At 68.8% G+C, this 16,074-nt stretch carries 9 protein-coding genes and 1 pseudogene; 5 read left to right on the forward strand and 5 right to left on the reverse strand.

The annotated features are described in order from the left end of the window. Nucleotides 1-231: 231 nt before the first annotated feature. Both B3587_RS11520 and B3587_RS11525 read right to left on the reverse strand, forming a co-directional pair. The gene (locus B3587_RS11520) at nt 232-669 is read right to left on the reverse strand and encodes an SHOCT domain-containing protein (RefSeq protein ID WP_228177114.1); all 438 of its coding nucleotides are present in this window, start codon (nt 667-669) and stop codon (nt 232-234) included. A gap of 100 nt (nt 670-769) precedes the next feature. Beyond that, nucleotides 770-2,200 (reverse strand): DEAD/DEAH box helicase, encoded by a 1,431-nt coding sequence (locus B3587_RS11525; RefSeq protein ID WP_228177115.1) that lies wholly within the window; start codon nt 2,198-2,200, stop codon nt 770-772. Between the two features lie 182 nt (nt 2,201-2,382). Here B3587_RS11525 and B3587_RS11530 point away from each other — a divergent pair, with 182 nt between their 5' ends. Further along, nucleotides 2,383-3,102 carry a ferritin-like fold-containing protein gene (locus B3587_RS11530; protein WP_228177116.1) on the forward strand — a complete coding sequence of 240 codons (720 nt, stop codon included), beginning with the start codon at nt 2,383-2,385 and terminating at the stop codon, nt 3,100-3,102. A gap of 15 nt (nt 3,103-3,117) precedes the next feature. Here the strand turns inward: B3587_RS11530 and B3587_RS11535 are convergent, their stop codons facing one another. Further along, the gene (locus B3587_RS11535) at nt 3,118-3,342 is read right to left on the reverse strand and encodes a DUF3107 domain-containing protein (protein ID WP_195691794.1); all 225 of its coding nucleotides are present in this window, start codon (nt 3,340-3,342) and stop codon (nt 3,118-3,120) included. Between the two features lie 96 nt (nt 3,343-3,438). Between B3587_RS11535 and B3587_RS11540 the strand changes: the two genes are divergently transcribed. Both B3587_RS11540 and B3587_RS11545 read left to right on the forward strand, forming a co-directional pair. Next, on the forward strand, nt 3,439-6,606 hold the full coding sequence (locus B3587_RS11540) for an ATP-dependent helicase (protein WP_292728782.1): 3,168 nt from the start codon (nt 3,439-3,441) through the stop codon (nt 6,604-6,606). Then, a complete protein-coding gene (locus tag B3587_RS11545; protein WP_292728784.1) occupies nt 6,603-10,124 on the forward strand; it encodes an ATP-dependent DNA helicase in 3,522 nt (1,173 codons plus the stop codon). Before B3587_RS11540 ends, B3587_RS11545 begins: the two co-directional genes overlap by 4 nt. Nucleotides 10,125-10,468: 344 nt before the next feature. Here B3587_RS11545 and B3587_RS11550 read toward each other — a convergent pair. Then, nucleotides 10,469-11,218, reverse strand: a pseudogene (locus tag B3587_RS11550) (phosphotransferase); the annotation flags it as partial. Between the two features lie 68 nt (nt 11,219-11,286). Here B3587_RS11550 and nudC point away from each other — a divergent pair. Beyond that, a complete protein-coding gene (nudC, locus tag B3587_RS11555) occupies nt 11,287-12,195 on the forward strand; it encodes an NAD(+) diphosphatase (RefSeq protein ID WP_228177119.1) in 909 nt (302 codons plus the stop codon). After that, nucleotides 12,171-13,913 (forward strand): ATP-dependent helicase, encoded by a 1,743-nt coding sequence (locus tag B3587_RS11560; protein ID WP_292728789.1) that lies wholly within the window; start codon nt 12,171-12,173, stop codon nt 13,911-13,913. Before nudC ends, B3587_RS11560 begins: the two co-directional genes overlap by 25 nt. Before the next feature lie 762 nt (nt 13,914-14,675). Here the strand turns inward: B3587_RS11560 and B3587_RS11565 are convergent. After that, nucleotides 14,676-16,073 carry a zinc-dependent metalloprotease gene (locus B3587_RS11565; RefSeq protein WP_228177121.1) on the reverse strand — a complete coding sequence of 466 codons (1,398 nt, stop codon included), beginning with the start codon at nt 16,071-16,073 and terminating at the stop codon, nt 14,676-14,678. Nucleotide 16,074 lies beyond the last annotated feature (1 nt).

Consider the following 16,074-nt stretch of genomic DNA (forward strand, 5'->3'; position numbering starts at 1 on the left):
GCGCATCCTCGCCGCCGGGCGAGGGAGTGCTCCCGTCTACCCCTGAGCCGGGCGTGCCTGTGAGCCCGCGGTCCACCACCTTCGCAGAATCGTGACAACTCCGCACTTTCGGGCCAGAATCCTGCGAGGTTCGCGCGATTCTGCGAGGTTCGGATGCCGACCCCGACCCCTGCGAACAGCGAAGCGCCCCCGCCTCGAGAAGAGACGGGGGCGCTTCGCGTGAGCGTCGGATCAGCCGAGGGCCTTGGCCTTCAGCTGGTCGTACTCGGCCTGCGAGATGGTGCCGGCGTCCAGAAGCGACTTGGCGCGGGCGATCTCCTCGGCCGGGCTGTGCTTTGCCCCGCTACCGGCGACCGACTGGATGTAGGCATCCTGGGCCTGCTTGATCTGCTCGGCCTCCTTCATCGAACGCTCGCCCATGCCGCGTCCGCGGGCGATCAGGTAGACCAGCGCCGTGATGAAGGGCAGGAAGAGCAGGAAGATGATCCAGACGGCCTTCCACCAACCGTTCAGCTTGTGGTCACGGAAGAGGTCGCCGATGATCGCGAACAACACGAACAGGTATGCAACGAAGACGAAGATCCACAGGAACCACCAGATGATGTCCCAGAACGAGCCCCAGAATCCCTGGTACTCGTATCCCGTCGTCACAGCTTCAAGAAATCGCATGACAGCCTTTCGGGGTTTGTGCGGCGCGATGCCGCAGCCATCACCTTAGCGCTGTCGGGTGCCCCGTTTCGAGAGCAACGCCCGCGCGATCACGCGGAGATCAGGCTGCGTCGGGGCGCGGGCCGCGGCGCCGGCGGCGACGGCGCGGCGTCGTCGTGCCGTCGCGGTGCTCGGCGCCCCCACCGTCGTGCGTGCCGGCACCGTCGGCTGTGCGCGGCGGCGTTCCCGACGAGCCCTGCGATCCGCTTGAGCCCGACGAGCCGCCGCGCGAGCGACGCCGACGCGACCCGGACCGTCCGTTCGACGACCCGCCCTCCGCCGTGGAGACGGTCTCGGTGCGCGGCGCTGTCACGATGCGACCCTTCGTCCCCTCGGGGATGTCGAGATCGGTGTACAGGTGAGGGCTCGACGAATACGTCTCGATCGGCTCCGGCTGACCGAACTCCAGCGCGCGGTTGATCAGGGCCCACTTGTGCAGGTCATCCCAGTCGACGAAGGTCACGGCGATACCGGTGCGCCCAGCGCGCCCGGTACGACCTGCCCGGTGCAGGTACGTTTTCTCGTCATCCGGGATGGTGTGGTTGATCACGTGTGTCACGTCGTCGACGTCGATGCCGCGCGCCGCGACATCCGTGGCGATCAGCACATCCTTCTTGCCGGCCTTGAACGCTGCCATCGAGCGCTCGCGCGCTTCCTGGCTCATGTCGCCGTGCACGGAGGCGGCTGAGAAGCCGCGGTCTTGCAGCTCGTCGACGAGCTTCTGCGCCGCTCGCTTGGTCCGCGTGAAGATCACCGTCTTGCCGCGCCCCTCGGCCTGCAGGATGCGGGCGATGACCTCGTCCTTGTCAAGCGAATGGGCGCGGTAGACCAGGTGCCGGATGTTGGCCTGCGTGAGTCCCTCATCCGGGTCGCTTGCCCGGATGTGGATCGGGTTGCTCATGAACCGGCGCGCGAGGGTCACGATCTGCCCGGGCATCGTCGCCGAGAACAGCTGTGTATGGCGAACGGCGGGAACGCGCTGGAAGATCTTCTCGATGTCGGGAAGGAACCCGAGGTCGAGCATCTTGTCGGCTTCGTCGAGCACGACCTCGGTCGCGTTCGAGAGATCCAGGAGGCGCTGGCCTGCCAGGTCGATGAGTCGACCCGGGGTACCGACGACGATCTGCGCGCCGGCCTTGAGCTGCTCGATCTGACCCTCGTAGGCCTTTCCGCCGTAGATGGCGACGACCGAGGTCGGCCGGTTCTTGGTCAGCATGTCGATGTCTTCGTAGACCTGAACCGCAAGTTCGCGGGTGGGGACGACGATCAGCGCCTTCACGCCGGGCTCGGGATGGAGCCCGAGGCGCTGCACCACAGGGATGCCGAATCCGAAGGTCTTGCCGGTTCCGGTCTTCGCCTGGCCGATGATGTCCTGGCCGGGAAGGCCCAGCGGAATGGTCTGTTCCTGGATCGGAAACGCATCCACGATGCCGCGCTCGGCGAGCGCATCGACGATGTCTTGATCCACGCCGAGATCGGCGAAAGTCGTCACGATAGAAGCCTGTCTGGCAGCCTGTGCTGCCGCTGGTGTCGGATCCACGCCCTTCACTCAGCCGCAGGCGCGGGGCTCCGGGCCTACGCCGGAGACCGCCCCAGTCTACCGGCGGGCGCTGGATGACCCCTCGGAGCGGCCTCGCTCGGCGGGTCGGCCCATGCTGGCCCTAGGCTGTGTGCGTGGTCGACTGGAAGTTCTGGCGCAAGAGCCGTCCGCTGGCCGCGACGCTGTCGTTGCGGTCCCGGGGCGATTTCGGCGACGCCCACCGCGTTGATTTCGAAGAGCTCGCCCCCGACATCGATGTCTTCCTCGGGCAGGCCGCCTATCTGCAGCTCGGGTTCTTCGAGACGCTGAGTGAACTCATCGCTATGACGCCGTCGCTCGAGAAGAAGGAAGCGCTGTCGCGGGCTGCGGGCGCGGCGCTGACCAAGCACGAGGCTCTCGTTGGCGTCATCCGTGATCGCGGAGACGACCCGACGGCGCTGATGCTGCCCTTCCGGGAACCGCTCGATCATTTCCGCCGCGCCACCCACGGCGTGCGTCCGCAAGAGACGATGCTCTCGGTGCACATCATCGCCGGCATGCTCGATGACTTCTACCTTGCGCTGGCTGCCAGCTACGGAGACACCGGTCGTCGTGTGGCGCGCATCCTCGGTGCGGATGCCGATCGCCAGGCCGTCGTCGAAATTCTCACCGAGACGATCGACAGTGACGATGAATGGCGATCACTGCTGGCGATGTGGGGTCGGCGCCTGGTGGGCGACACGCTCCTGGTTGCGCGCGCAGCCCTTCGACCCAAGCACCTTCAGCTGCAGGACGAGCAGAAGGTCGAGCCGGTGTTCACGCAACTCATGGCAGCGCACTCCCGACGGATGGACGACCTCGGACTTGCCGCGTAGTCCGCGCGGTGAAGCTCAGGCGACGAACCCGACGCGGCGAGCCTCTTCGGTGCCGACCTCGACGTAGGCCAGTCCTGCCGTGGGGACGATGTAGGCGTTGCCGCGCACATCGGTGAAGGTGACGTGAGTGGCGCCGGAGTCCAGCGCCTGGGCGACGGACTGGCGCACGTCAGCGGCAGAATCGTTCGTCTCGAAGTTCAGCTCGCGACCCGAATTCGTGATGCCGATGCGAATCTCCACGTTCCTGCCTTTCTCATGCCCCGTGCGACGGGTGTCGTAGGTGCATGGCAACTCTACGACACCGTGATGTCCTCGGGGCTGGGTAGCGTCGTCGGTATGGATCGCTCGCAGGCACAGGTCGTCGCGCTGCCCGCAGATGCGAGCGGGCTGGTGGTTGGCGCAGCAGGCACGGGCAAGACATCGGCGATCCTCGCGCGAACGGCCCGCCTCTTGCGCGCTGGCGATGTTCGCGCCGATGACGTGCTGATCCTGACGCCCACGCGCCAGACCGCGACCGACCTGCGCGACCGGGTCACCGCCGACCTGGATATCGCGACCCCGGGACCCTTGGCGCGCTCGGTCGCGTCGTTCGCCTTCCAGATCGTGCGATCACGCGCCGTCACGGCGGGCGATCCGCTTCCGCAGCTTCTCACCGCTCCCGATCAGGATGCCGTCATCGCCGATCTTCTGGAGGGCGACGAAGCGGATGCCGCTGAGGGGGCATCCCGGTGGCCCGAGTCTTTGGGCACGGCGGTGCGACGGTCCCGGGGGTTTCGGTCGGAGCTTCGAGCTCTGTTCGCGCTCGCCACCGAACTGGGGCTCGCGCCGCAAGACCTCGAACGCCTGGGAGCCGACCGCGCCAACCCGGTGTGGTCAGCGGCTGGCTCGTTCTGGCGTGAGTATCGATACGTGCTCGACCGGCTGCACCCAGCCCATCGCGACCCCGCCGAGGTGCTCCGTGAAGCCACCGAGGCGTTGCTGCTCGGTGGTGTCACCACGATGCCGAGCCTCCTCATGGTCGATGATGCGCAGGAGCTCAGCTGGGGTGCGGTGGCGCTCCTGGAAGCTGCGCGCGTGCGGGGAATCGCCGTGCTCGCGTTCGGGGATCCCGACGTCGGCTCCGGCGCATTCCGCGGTGCCGGTCCCGAAACCTTCGCACGGCTGGCATCGATGTTCACCGATCGGTTCGTGCTGCGGCATCCGTACCGCGCCCGTCCCGCCCTCGTGCGGGTTGCCCGCACTGTCGCCGGATCGATCGGAACCGCGGGCGCGGTAGAGCACCGCCTTGCTCCGGATGCCGAACCTGCCCCGGTCGAGCCGGCTGCTGAACCCGTCGCCTCGGGCGGAGCCGGCGAGATCACGACGATGTGGGCAGCGTCGCCGCACGAAGAGCTCGACGAGATTGCGCGGACGCTGCGCTCCTGGCACGTCGCCGAGGGCCTGCCGTGGCGCGAGATCGCCGTCATTGCGCATGACACGCGCCAGGTCGCAAGGCTGACGGCTGAGCTGGCTGCGCGCGAGGTTCCGACGCGCGCAGCCAGTGCGGCAAGACCGCTCGGGGAAGAGCCCGCGGTGCGGGGCTTGCTGCACCTGGTGCGCCTGGGGATGATGCCGGCCGTCGAGCGCCCCGCGGAGGAGCTGGCGGCGGCGCTGACTTCGCCCTTTGGCGGCCTCGATGCGATCGGACTGCGCCGTCTGCGCGCCGTGCTGCGGACGCAGGAGTTCGAGGGGGAGACCCGACGTGCGGCCTCGGAGCTGCTCACCGAGGCGATGGCTGAACCGGCGGCGCTGCTGCTGATAGACACGCCACAGGCGCGAACTGCTTATCGGCTCGCGCAGACGCTCGCGCAGATCCATGCCGGCGCAGCCCATGGCGACTCCGCCCACGAGCTGCTCTGGCTGGCGTGGGACAGGTCGCAGTTGGCTGGTGCGTGGCGGGAGCGGGCGCGCCTGGGTGGGGCGGAGGGGGCGGAGGCCACTCGATCTCTGGATGCCTTGGTCGCCCTCTTCGCCGCAGCCAAGCGATCGGCTGAGCGTGAGGATGAGGATCCGGCCCGCTTCCTTGCCGACATCCTTGGCAGTGAGGTGCCGGAGGACTCTCTCGCGGCGGCGCAGCGTCGCGATGTGGTCGAGATTCTCACCCCGGCGGGGTCGCTGGGTCGCGAGTTCGAGGCGGTCGTGATCGCCGGTGTCCAGGAGGGCGTCTGGCCGAACACGCGGCTGCGCGGGAGCCTCCTCGATGGCTGGCGGCTGGCAGACGAGGCTGAAGCATGGCGCCACGGTGGGACCCCCGTCGCCCTCGATGTTCTCGATCGCCGACGGAGCGTCTTGCACGAGGAGCTGCGGTTGTTCGAGCGTGCGCTGACGCGGGCCGGTACGCGCCTCCTCGTTACGGCCGTTGACGACGAGGATCAGTCGCCCAGTGCGCTGTTCTCCTATCTCCCCGAGCCGCCGCCACGTCGCTCGGACCGGCATCCGCTCACGCTGCGCGGCGCCGTTGCCGGTTACCGCAGAAAACTTACCGAGACGGCAGACCCCGCTGTTGCCGAGCACGCCGCCACGCAGCTTGCCGCGCTCGCTCGGGCGGGCGTGCCGGGCGCCGATCCGGCCTCGTGGTACGGCGTGAGAGAGCGCACGGGTGAGGGCGGCATCCACGATTTGCATCGCGCGCCGGTGTCGATCTCGCCGTCGCGCGTAGAGGCTTTCGAGGAGTGCGGGCTGGACTGGGCGATCCGCGAGCTCGGCGGCGATTCCCGCACCTTCTCGGCGGGCCTCGGGACGATCTTGCACGCCGCAATGGAGACGGCTCCCGACGGAACGTTCGAGCTGCTCGATGCCATCGTCGAAGAGCGATGGGGTGAGCTCGACTTCGAAGCTGACTGGCTTTCCAAGCAGGAACGCCAGTGGGCCACGACCCTCACGCGCCGGCTGGCGAGCTACCTGCGCGAGTTCGCCGCCCGCGGGGGAGAGGTGGCCGGCGCCGAAGCGCGTTTTCGCATCGCGATCGTCGCCGGTAGCGACGGCCCGAACGTCGTTGCGATCACCGCGCCCGGATCGCCCCCGGCCGGCACTGTGGCGATCATCAGTGGGTCGATCGATCGGGTCGAGCGGTGGGTGGAGAACGCCGACCCACGGGTTGCCGTGATCGATTTGAAGACGGGGAGATCCGAGGCCCGCGTGTCCGATGACAAGGTGGCCACTGATGCGCAGCTGGCGGCGTATCAACTCGCGGTGGGAGCGGGAGCGGTACCCGGCGCTGAGCAGGGGCAGCTCGTGGGGGCCCGCCTGCTGGTGCTCTCGAAGACTCTCAAGGGTACGGATTACCGGATGGCGCAACAGATGCCGCTAGATGCCGACACCCGGTCCGCGCTGCTTGAGCGCATCGTCGCGGATGCCGAGGCGATGGCTGCCCACAGCTTCACGGCATACCCCGACGTTCATTGCAACGATGATCACTTCGCGGTGTGCCGGCTGCATACGGTCAAACCGGTGAGCGCGCCGTGACTGGACCTGGATCGGGCGGCCCGCTTCCCGTGGCGCGGTTGTCGTCGCTGCAGATCGCCGACCTTCTCGAGCTGCCCGCGCCCACCGAGCCGCAGCAGCGCGTCATCGAGGCGCCGCTGTCTCCTGTCCTGGTGGTGGCGGGGGCCGGCAGCGGCAAGACCGAGACGATGGCGGCACGGGTCGTGTGGCTCGTCGTCAACGGCATCGTCCGCCGCGACGAGATCCTGGGTCTGACCTTCACGCGTAAGGCCGCCGGCGAGCTTGCCGAGCGGATCGACCGGCGCCTCGCCCGCATCGATGCCCTGACCCGCGAGGGCCGGATCGAGGCGATTGCCCAAACCGATGCGGAGCATCTACTCCTGCGCCCGCGCGTATCGACCTACAACGCGTTCGCCGACTCGCTCGTGCGCGAGCACAGCGCCAGGATCGGACGCGACCCTGATGCGGCGCTGCTGAGCCCGTCAGCATCCTGGCTGCTTGCGCGGCGGATCGTGATCTCCTCGCGCGATCCTCGGCTCGCACACCGCGAGGACCGGTTCGGAACTGTCGTCGACAGCCTGCAGCGCCTCGCCGGCGAGGTCTTGGACCATGGCGTCGACCTCGACGAGCTCTCGGCGTTCGGCGACCGCCTCGCGCGCAGCATCGAACCTGCCTGCAACCCGGCGCTGGCATCCCCCGGCGACATCGAGAAGTTCCACACCGCGATGAGCGCGCTTCCGCTTCTTGCCGAGCTCGTTCGCGACTACACGCGGGCAAAGGCTGCCCAGGGAACCGTGGACTTCGCAGACCAGGTATCGGGCGCGCTCCAGATCGTGACGGCCGCACCATCGGTCGCCGACGAGGTTCGCGGTCAGTACCGGGTGGTGCTGCTCGATGAATATCAAGACACCTCGGTCCAGCAGACCCAACTCCTGGCCGAGCTGTTCGCCGACGGTGCGGTCATGGCGGTAGGCGACCCGCATCAGTCGATCTATGGATGGCGAGGCGCCAGCGCAGACAACCTCGCGTCCTTCCCTGCAGCCTTCGCCCGCACCAGCGCCTGCACGCACGTGGCACTCATGACCAGTTGGCGCAATGACTCCCTCATTCTGGATGCCGCCAACGCGCTTATTGCCGACCACGGCGCTCGCGGCATTCACATCCCGCCCCTCGAGTCCAGGCCGGGGGCCCCCGCCGGTCACGTGGGGCACGTGTACGCGAACACGATTGATGACGAAGCTGCAGAGGTCGCCGCTTTCTTCGCGCGGTTGCGTTCTGAGCATGAGTCGGCGCACGGCGGCGGCGCTGCGCATTCGGGTGCGATTCTCTTCCGCACCAAGCGCCATATGACGGTCTTCGCTGACGCGCTTGCCGAGCGGGGGATCCCTCACCGCATCCTGGGACTCGGTGGACTGCTTTCGACCCCCGAGGTCGTCGATGTCGTCGCCGTCCTCCGCGTGCTCGATGACCCGCGCCAAGGATCCGCGCTGATCCGCATCCTCTCGGGTCCGCGCTTCGGGGTCGGGCTGTCGGACCTTGCGGCGCTGCGCCGGCTTGCCGACACCCTCGCGCGGCGCGGGGCCGACCTCACTCCGCTGGCACCGGAGGTTCTGGCACGGATGCGGGATTCGGTCGGACCCGACGAGCAGCCATCGATCGTCGACGCGCTCGACAGGATCCGTTCGCTGCGACCCGACAGCGGACTGCTCTCGGATTTCAGTCCTGACGGCGTCGAGCGGCTTCGGGGCGCGTCCGGCATGTTCCACCGCTTGCGCGGGGTGCTCGGAGGTCCCATACCCGAAGTCATCCGAGCAATCGAGCGCGAACTGCTGCTCGATATCGAGCTCGCGGCCAACGAAACCCGAGGCCCGGCAGGTCTCGCCGCCGCGCAGCTGCGATCGTTCCTCGACGAGATCCAGGGGTTCCTCGCCGTCGACGAGCGTGGGTCGCTGTCGAGCCTGCTCGCTTGGCTGGACCACGCCGAAGAGACAGACGAGCTCATGCCGCGGACCGAGCCACCCGAACCGGGCGTCGTTCAGCTGCTCACCATCCACGGAGCCAAGGGGCTGGAGTGGGACGCCGTCGCGGTTGTGCGGATGGTGCAGGACGAACTGCCGGCAAGGCCTCGGTCGACGCAGGGCTGGATGGGGTATGGCACGTTGCCCTACCGGTTCCGCGGTGACCGGGCGGCGCTTCCGGTGCTTGCGTGGGAGGAAGCGACCGACCGCAAGGCGCTACGGAGCGCGATCACGCAGTTCAAGGCATCCGTCAAAGAGCACCTCGCCGGTGAAGAGCGGCGGCTCGCCTACGTGGCGGTCACCCGGGCGCGCAGCGACCTGCTGTTGACCGGTTCGCGGTGGGGAGGGCAGCGCGACCAGCGCGCGCCCAGCGTCTTCCTCGACGAGATCGGTGCTGCCCTGGGGTGGGAATCCACCGGCTCGACTGACGACAGTGCGAATCCCTATGAGGACCGCCGTGGACCCGCCGTGATCTGGCCCATGGACCCGCTCGGGACACGCGCCGACCGGGTTCATCGCGCGGCGCGGCAGGTGCGACACATTCTGGATCGGTGGCAGACAGAGCCGCCCGTCGAGCCGGACATCGATCCCGAGATCGTGCAGCTGCTGGCAGAACGCGACGAGCGTGCCGCGCTGCGCCGTGCCGTCGGCGACGGCCCCCGCCGGGTTGCTGCCTCACGATTCAAGGACTTCGTCGTCGACACCGGCGCGGCGCTCGACGAGTTCGTCCGCCCCATGCCCGAGCGGCCTTACCGCGCGACGACCCTCGGGACACGCTTCCACGCGTGGGTCGAGTCCCGGTCGGGCCGGACCGGCCGCGGATCATCCCTGGATGATGCGCTGTGGGAGCTCGACCTCAGCGACGACGAGGGCGTAGACCTCGGCGGGGATGCAGGGGCCGCGACGGGAGAGTCGGAGGACGCCGCCCTGCGGCAACTGCAGGAGGCGTTCCTGCGATCTGAATGGGCCGAGCTCGCTCCGATCGAGGTCGAAACCGAGATCGATATGTCCTTGCGCGGCGCGGCGGGTGTGGAGCAGATCATCTGCAAGCTCGATGCCGTCTACCGACGCGAGGATCGGGGCGGAAGGATCGAGATCGTCGACTGGAAGACCGGGGCCCCGCCGCGAACGGCGGCCGATCGGAGCAATCGGATGCTGCAGCTCGCGCTGTATCGCCTCGCGTATCATAAGCGCTCTGGCGTGCCCCTGGAAGACATCGATGTCGTGCTCTACTACGTCGCCGACGACCTCACGATCCGCTCCGACCGGGTTTACTCCGAACCGGAGCTTGCCCACCTCTGGAACGCCGCGCGAGCGGCTCGCGCGGGCTCGTCCGCGTCAGAACCGTCCTCGGACGTGAACAGTGCCGGAGAAGTCGATGCAGGAAGGATGATGGGGGCCGTGACGAGCTCGGAGGCGGCGGCACTCTCGCCCTCGCTCTCCGGTGCAGGCACTGCCTCGTCATCAGCAGCGGGAGAGTCGTCTTCTGCCTCGGGTGTATCAGACGACTCGTCGAGCTGACCATCGTCCTGGGCGGGGAGCCACATCGCCAACTCTTCAGGGTCGTAGGCGTCTGTGTGCATCGAGGTGTCCGCCGGCTGCGCATCGGCATCAGCGAGCGCAGCAGAGGTATCGGGCACGCTCCCCAGTACCGCCATGGCATCGTCCATGCCCGAGGACGTACGAACGACCAGATCGTCGGCGCCCACCGTGTCCGCGAGCGACGAGAGCAGCGCTTCGGCGTCGGCAACGATCGAGCGATCGTCAGCGTCGTGACCGTGCACCAGCCAGGCCGCGAACTCGAGCTCGGCGTGCAGTCGAGCTCGGGACCGCAGCAGCCCGTCGGGGGCTCGGCTGCTCGCGGCGACGTATGCGTTCAGGACATCGCCTGCGGCGGCGGGTGCCGAAGCCAGCCATTGCAGGTCTACTGCCGGGTCGCCGACCGCAACGGCGTGCCAATCGACGACGCCGACCACGGTGGGAACCCCGCCGTGGTCGTCCAGAAAGAAACTCGAGGAGGAAGCGCCGCCCAAGACCACTGTCGGTTCGAAGCGCCAAAGGTCATCGTCGGCGATTGCGCGACGCCACCGCGACACGAGAGCGCGCGGCATCCGTTTGGTGTGCTCTGCCCGGTCGACAAGACGCGACGCTTCGTCTCTGACCTGCTCCGCAGACCGGACCACCAGTCCCGCCTCGCGAGCCCAGGACACGGGGAGGGCATGCGTTGCGGCCAGAGCTTCGGCAAGTGCCGGAGCCACGCCCGGGCCGGCGGGTACCTCGCCAGGGTCGACGCGGTAGCCGGCGATGAAGCTCGTGATCACGGCCGTGTCATCTGCCAGGGGCACTTCGCCGAGCAGCTCCGGTGCCGAGTACGGCAGCAACGCGCGCACGCCGGGCGTGAGCGCGCGCAAGGCCCTCGCGTCGGCGCGGAGGTCGTCGCCCGCCTCCGGGTCCGTTGCCACACGGATGACGACCTGAGCCCCGGTGTCGAGCGTCGCCTGCACGGCATCCACGCGACCCGTCGAGTTCTCGGTCAGCGGGGCGACGGCGACGATGTCGGCATCCGGCGCGACGGCTGAGACCGCCGCGGCTAGAGTGAACAGGGTGCGCGCCATGTGCCCAGGGTAGGTCTGGCAAGCGCCGCAGCCGTCGCGCCACGCCCTTGAGGGAGGTCCTCGTTCCCATGCGCTCCTCCGCCGTCCCGCCGCTGGCCCGGAGCGGTTTCGACCGTGCTGAGCACCGCAGAACGACGATCGGATCCGCGCCGGATGACGCCGCCCTCGTGCTTCCGGTGCACCGCGACAGCGCTCCGGTGACAGCTGAGGCCGGATCCGGCACCGCCTTGCACTGGTGGCCGAGCACCGACCCCGCGCTGGCAGAAGCCGACGGCGAGTACGGCTTCCTCGGCGCCGGACCCGACGGCACGGACCGCTGGGTTCTCGCCCTCCGCGAGGTTCCGGCAAGCCTCGATGACGGGGTTTCGTGGGCGCCGCTGCGGGTCATCGGCGGAGAGCTCGGCGACGCCGACGGCGGAGCTTTCGTGGCGGCGGTGAGCCTCGGGCGCTGGTTATTGGACTCTGCCCATTGCCCCCGCTGCGGCTCGCTGAGCGCTCTGCAGTCCGGCGGGTGGTCGAGGCGGTGCTCCTTCTGTGAACAGGATCTCTTTCCCCGCACCGACCCCGCCGTGATCGTCGCTGTGACTGATCCCGCTGGAACCCGGCTGTTGCTCGGATCCCACGTGGCCTGGGGGATGGGGAGGTTTTCGTGCTTTGCCGGGTTCGTCGAGGCCGGCGAGTCTCTCGAGGCCACGGTCACGCGCGAGATTCTCGAGGAGGCCGGCGTTCATATTGAGGACATGACGTACGTGGCGTCGCAAGCGTGGCCCTATCCGCGCTCTCTCATGGTGGGCTTCAGCGCGGTGACCAGCACCGAGATCCCCGTTGCCGATGGGGAGGAGATCGTCGAGGTCCGCTGGTTTGATCGGGCCGAGATCGGCGCAGCCTTGGCCGGGGAGTCTGATGTGCAGCTTCCCGGGCCCAGTTCCATCGCGCGGGCCCTCATCGAGCAGTGGTACCGATCGGCGCAGCAGTGAACGCGCTCGACGGTCTAGACGAGCAGCAGCGCGAGGCGGTGACGGCGCTGCGGGGGCCGGTATGCGTGCTCGCCGGAGCTGGTACCGGTAAGACCCGGGTGATCACCCGGCGGATCGCGCACGGCGTCGACACCGGCGCCTATTCGCCGGGTCGTGTCATGGCGCTCACCTTCACCAGCAAGGCCGCCGGTGAGTTGCGGGGCAGACTGCGGACGCTCGGTGTCGACGGGGTGGCCGCCCGCACCTTCCATAGCGCGGCGCTGGCCCAGCTCAACTATTTCTGGCCTACCCTCGCCGGCGACCGGCCACCGGCGATCATCGACAACAAGGTGCGGGTTCTCGCGCACGCCGCCGATGGCATCGGGCTGGAGCTCGACACACCGACGCTGCGCGACGTCGCCGCCGACATCGAGTGGCGCAAGGTCACGTTGCGCACGATCGACGACTACGCGCGCGTCCGCGCGGGAGGCACCGTTGGGAGACTGCCGGCCTCGACGGCAGTTGAGCTTCACCGCGCCTACGAGGCGCTCAAGGACGAGCGTCGACAGATGGATTTCGAGGACGTGCTCCTCGCGTGCGCCGGGATGCTCGAGACCGAGGCTCACGTGGTAGCCGCCGTCCGGGAGCAGTACCGGCACTTCACCGTCGACGAGTATCAGGACGTGTCTCCTCTCCAACAGCACCTGCTCGAACTGTGGGTAGGGGACAGACGCGATCTCTGCGTGGTCGGCGACGCGAGCCAGACCATCTATTCGTTCGCGGGCGCGGACCCGCGGTTTCTCATCGATTTCCCGCGGCGCTGGGAGGGTGCCCGCGTCGTCGAACTGCATCGCAACTATCGGTCGGATGCCGCGGTCCTGGCCGTCGCGAACGAGCTGATGCGAGAACGCCCGGGGGCCGTGCACCTGACTGCCGCGGCGGCGGAAACAGTACCGCCATCGCCGCCGACCGTGTCTGCGTATCGCGACGAGGCCGACGAAGCGCGCGGCGTGGCTGGCCGTATCGCCGATCGGCTCCGGGCGGGCGCCGACCCGGCATCCATCGCCGTCCTCTATCGAACCGGAGCGCAGTCAGCGGAGCTCGCGGCGGCGCTGGCAGACGCGGGGATCGCCACGACGGTGCTGGGAGGTCGGCGGTTCTTCGACCTCCCAGAGGTGCGCCAGGCTGTGCTGGCGTTACGCGGCGCCTCAGTGGCTCCGCTGGAGAGAGGTTTCGTCGACGCAGTCCGTGACATCCTCCGCTCACTGGGCATGACCGACGAGGCGCCCCCCGCGGGCGGCGCCGTGCGCGAATCATGGGAGGCGCGCACAGCGATCCTGCGTCTGGCTGAAGAGGCGCCAGCCGGAACTACCATGCGCTCCTTCACCGACGACCTGATGTCCCGAGCCCGGGCACAGGACGAGCCCACCCTTCGCGCCGTAACCCTCGCGACCCTGCACGCCGCGAAGGGCCTGGAATGGGACCACGTGTACCTGGTCGGTCTTGCCGAAGGATTGCTACCGATCGCATACGCTACCCACTTCGATCAGATCGACGAGGAGCGACGCCTTGCCTACGTCGGCATCACGCGGGCACGGCGATCGCTCTCGCTCTCGTGGCCGGCCGGCTCACGGGGGCGTTCACCGTCACGATTTCTCCAGGAGATTCGCACGAGCACTCGGGATGCTGCTCCCACAGCCGGTGCTCGGCGTCGGCAGCAAGCGTCAGCCGCAGACTGAGCCCGCTGCGACCTGCCAGCAGCATCCTGCCCGTGTGGAGCGTCGCCTCGGCGGCGAGCGTTGCCGGGCCCGCCGGATCGCCGCGTCCGATCAGCTGCGCAGCCACCAGCGGCCACGCAGGATCTCGGTCTCGTTCGTGAGCTGACACACAGCCCAGGCACGCGCTCTGGCCCGGCAGAACGAGCGGGCCGACCTCTGCCTCTCCAGCACCCAGCACGATCGCGACATGCGGGATGTCCTCGCGCATCCAGGCGGCGGCTCGCCGAGGATGCAGGCCGTGCGCAGCTACCATCACGACGGCATCCTGCTCCCGCGAGGTGCCGAGCGCCGCGTCGATTCCGAGGTCCTGCAGTCCGTCGCGGATCTGCGGCCCGTACTGGGCAGCCGGATCATCGGCGAGCTCCACCCCGACGCGCTGGGCGGTGCCGGTGCTCACGATGACCGAGCTCAAGCGATCGAGCAGTGTGTCGACATCGGCGGCCGCGACCCCGAGGGATCGGGCGAGCGCGCTCACTCCGACCTCCGGTATGCCCTTGCCCAGCTCGCGGATCACCTGGAGTTGCCACAGCGCCGGCTCGTCCAGCCGTGCGCGATCGCTCCTTCCGAACTGGAGCATCGTCGGCGTGCGCCACAGCGGCGGATAGGCGGGGTCGATGCGCAGCATTCCCCGATTGTCTGGGCTGAGCTCGCCACGGCGGTGTCGCTGTCCACAGAAATCTCCGCGCGCGTCTGGCAGCGCCGCTGGGGAGGAGCGGCGCAGGCTCAGACGGGTCGCTCGTCGGGACCGTCGTCTGCCGGACCGCCCTCATCGGAGTTCTCGTCCGCCGCGGACCCGCTGCCGTCTTCGCCGGAGAGCAGCCGTGCCAGCGCGTCGTCGAACTCGTCGGGGGTGGGCTCCTCACCGCGCGCGCGTGCCTCGAGCCGCGTAATCAGGGCGCTCGGGTCGTCGATGTCGGCTGCCGTCGGAACCAGGTCGGGCGAGTCCCACAGTCCGTCTCGCGCCTCGATGCCGACGGCATCCGTGATCGCGCGCCACATGCTGGCGGCTTCACGGATGCGGCGGGGGCGGAGCTCGAGTCCCACCAGAGTCCCGAGGGCCTGCTCGGCCGGACCGCCCACGGCACGGCGGCGTCGCACGGTCTCGGCGATACGATCGGCAGCCGGAAGACGCGTCGTGGCCTGCGCGGTCACGACGTCAACCCAACCCTCGATCGTCGCCAGCATCGTCTCCAGGCGCGCAAGGGCAGCCTGCTGCGACTCGGACCGCTCCGGCAGCAACGCCCCGCTCTCCAGCGCCTCGCGCAGCTCCTCGGGGTGCTGCGGGTCGAACCGGCCAGCGAGGTCTTCGAGCGCCTCCGTGTCGACGCGCACGCCGCGCGCGAAGTCCGATACCTGTGAGAGCACGTGCAGTCGCAGCCACCGGGCGTGGCGGAACAACCGCGCGTGCGCGAGCTCACGGGTGGCGATGTAGAGCGCGAACTGGTCGTCGGGGATCTCGAGATCCTTCGCGAGCTGAGCGTAGTTCTGGGGCACCACCGCGGCCTGACCGTCGGGCAGGAGCGGAATGCCGACATCGCCGCCGCTGACGACCTCGGTCGAAAGGTTCCCGACCACGGTCCCCAGCTGCGCGGCGAACAGAGAACCACCGATCGTGCGCATCACGCGACCCGCGCCGGCGATCATCTGCTGCATCTCGGGAGGGGACTGCTCTTGCAGCGCCGCAGTGAAGGCATCCGCGATGCTCGTGGCTACCGGCTCAGCCAGCTCCTGCCACACCGGCAGGGTGGCTTCCACCCATCCGCCGCGAGTCATGGTCACTCCCGGACCCGGGAGATCGGAGATCGTCGTCGCTTCGCCGAGCCAGAGGGATGCCAGGGTGAAGGCATCGTCGGCTGCCGACCGGTCGGCAGCTGTGATGCCCGCGCCGTCCTTGTTCGCGATGTGCAGCGCCTGCGTGGTCGCGGCATCCCACGAGATCCCGCCCTCGCCGGCCGAGGCCATCGCGCCCTGCAATTGCTGCATGGCCCGCTGGATCATCGCGGGGTCGAACCCCATCTTCTGCAGTTCGGCGAGTTGGTCGCCGCCCATGCCGGCCTGACCGAACAGCTGCCGGAAGAGCTCGGGAAGGTCGTCGTCGGGGTTCCGGTCGTCGTCAGCCACG

Source organism: Microbacterium sp. UBA837 (assembly GCF_002296025.1).
Classification (GTDB): domain Bacteria; phylum Actinomycetota; class Actinomycetes; order Actinomycetales; family Microbacteriaceae; genus Microbacterium.

Excerpts from the sequence above, each read along its gene's own strand:
- nudC (WP_228177119.1), top strand. The coding sequence starts at position 11,287 with ATGCGCTCCTCCGCCGTCCCGCCGCTGGCCCGGAGCGGTTTCGACCGT.
- B3587_RS11520 (WP_228177114.1), bottom strand. The coding sequence starts at position 669 with ATGCGATTTCTTGAAGCTGTGACGACGGGATACGAGTACCAGGGATTC.
- B3587_RS11540 (WP_292728782.1), top strand. The coding sequence starts at position 3,439 with ATGGATCGCTCGCAGGCACAGGTCGTCGCGCTGCCCGCAGATGCGAGC.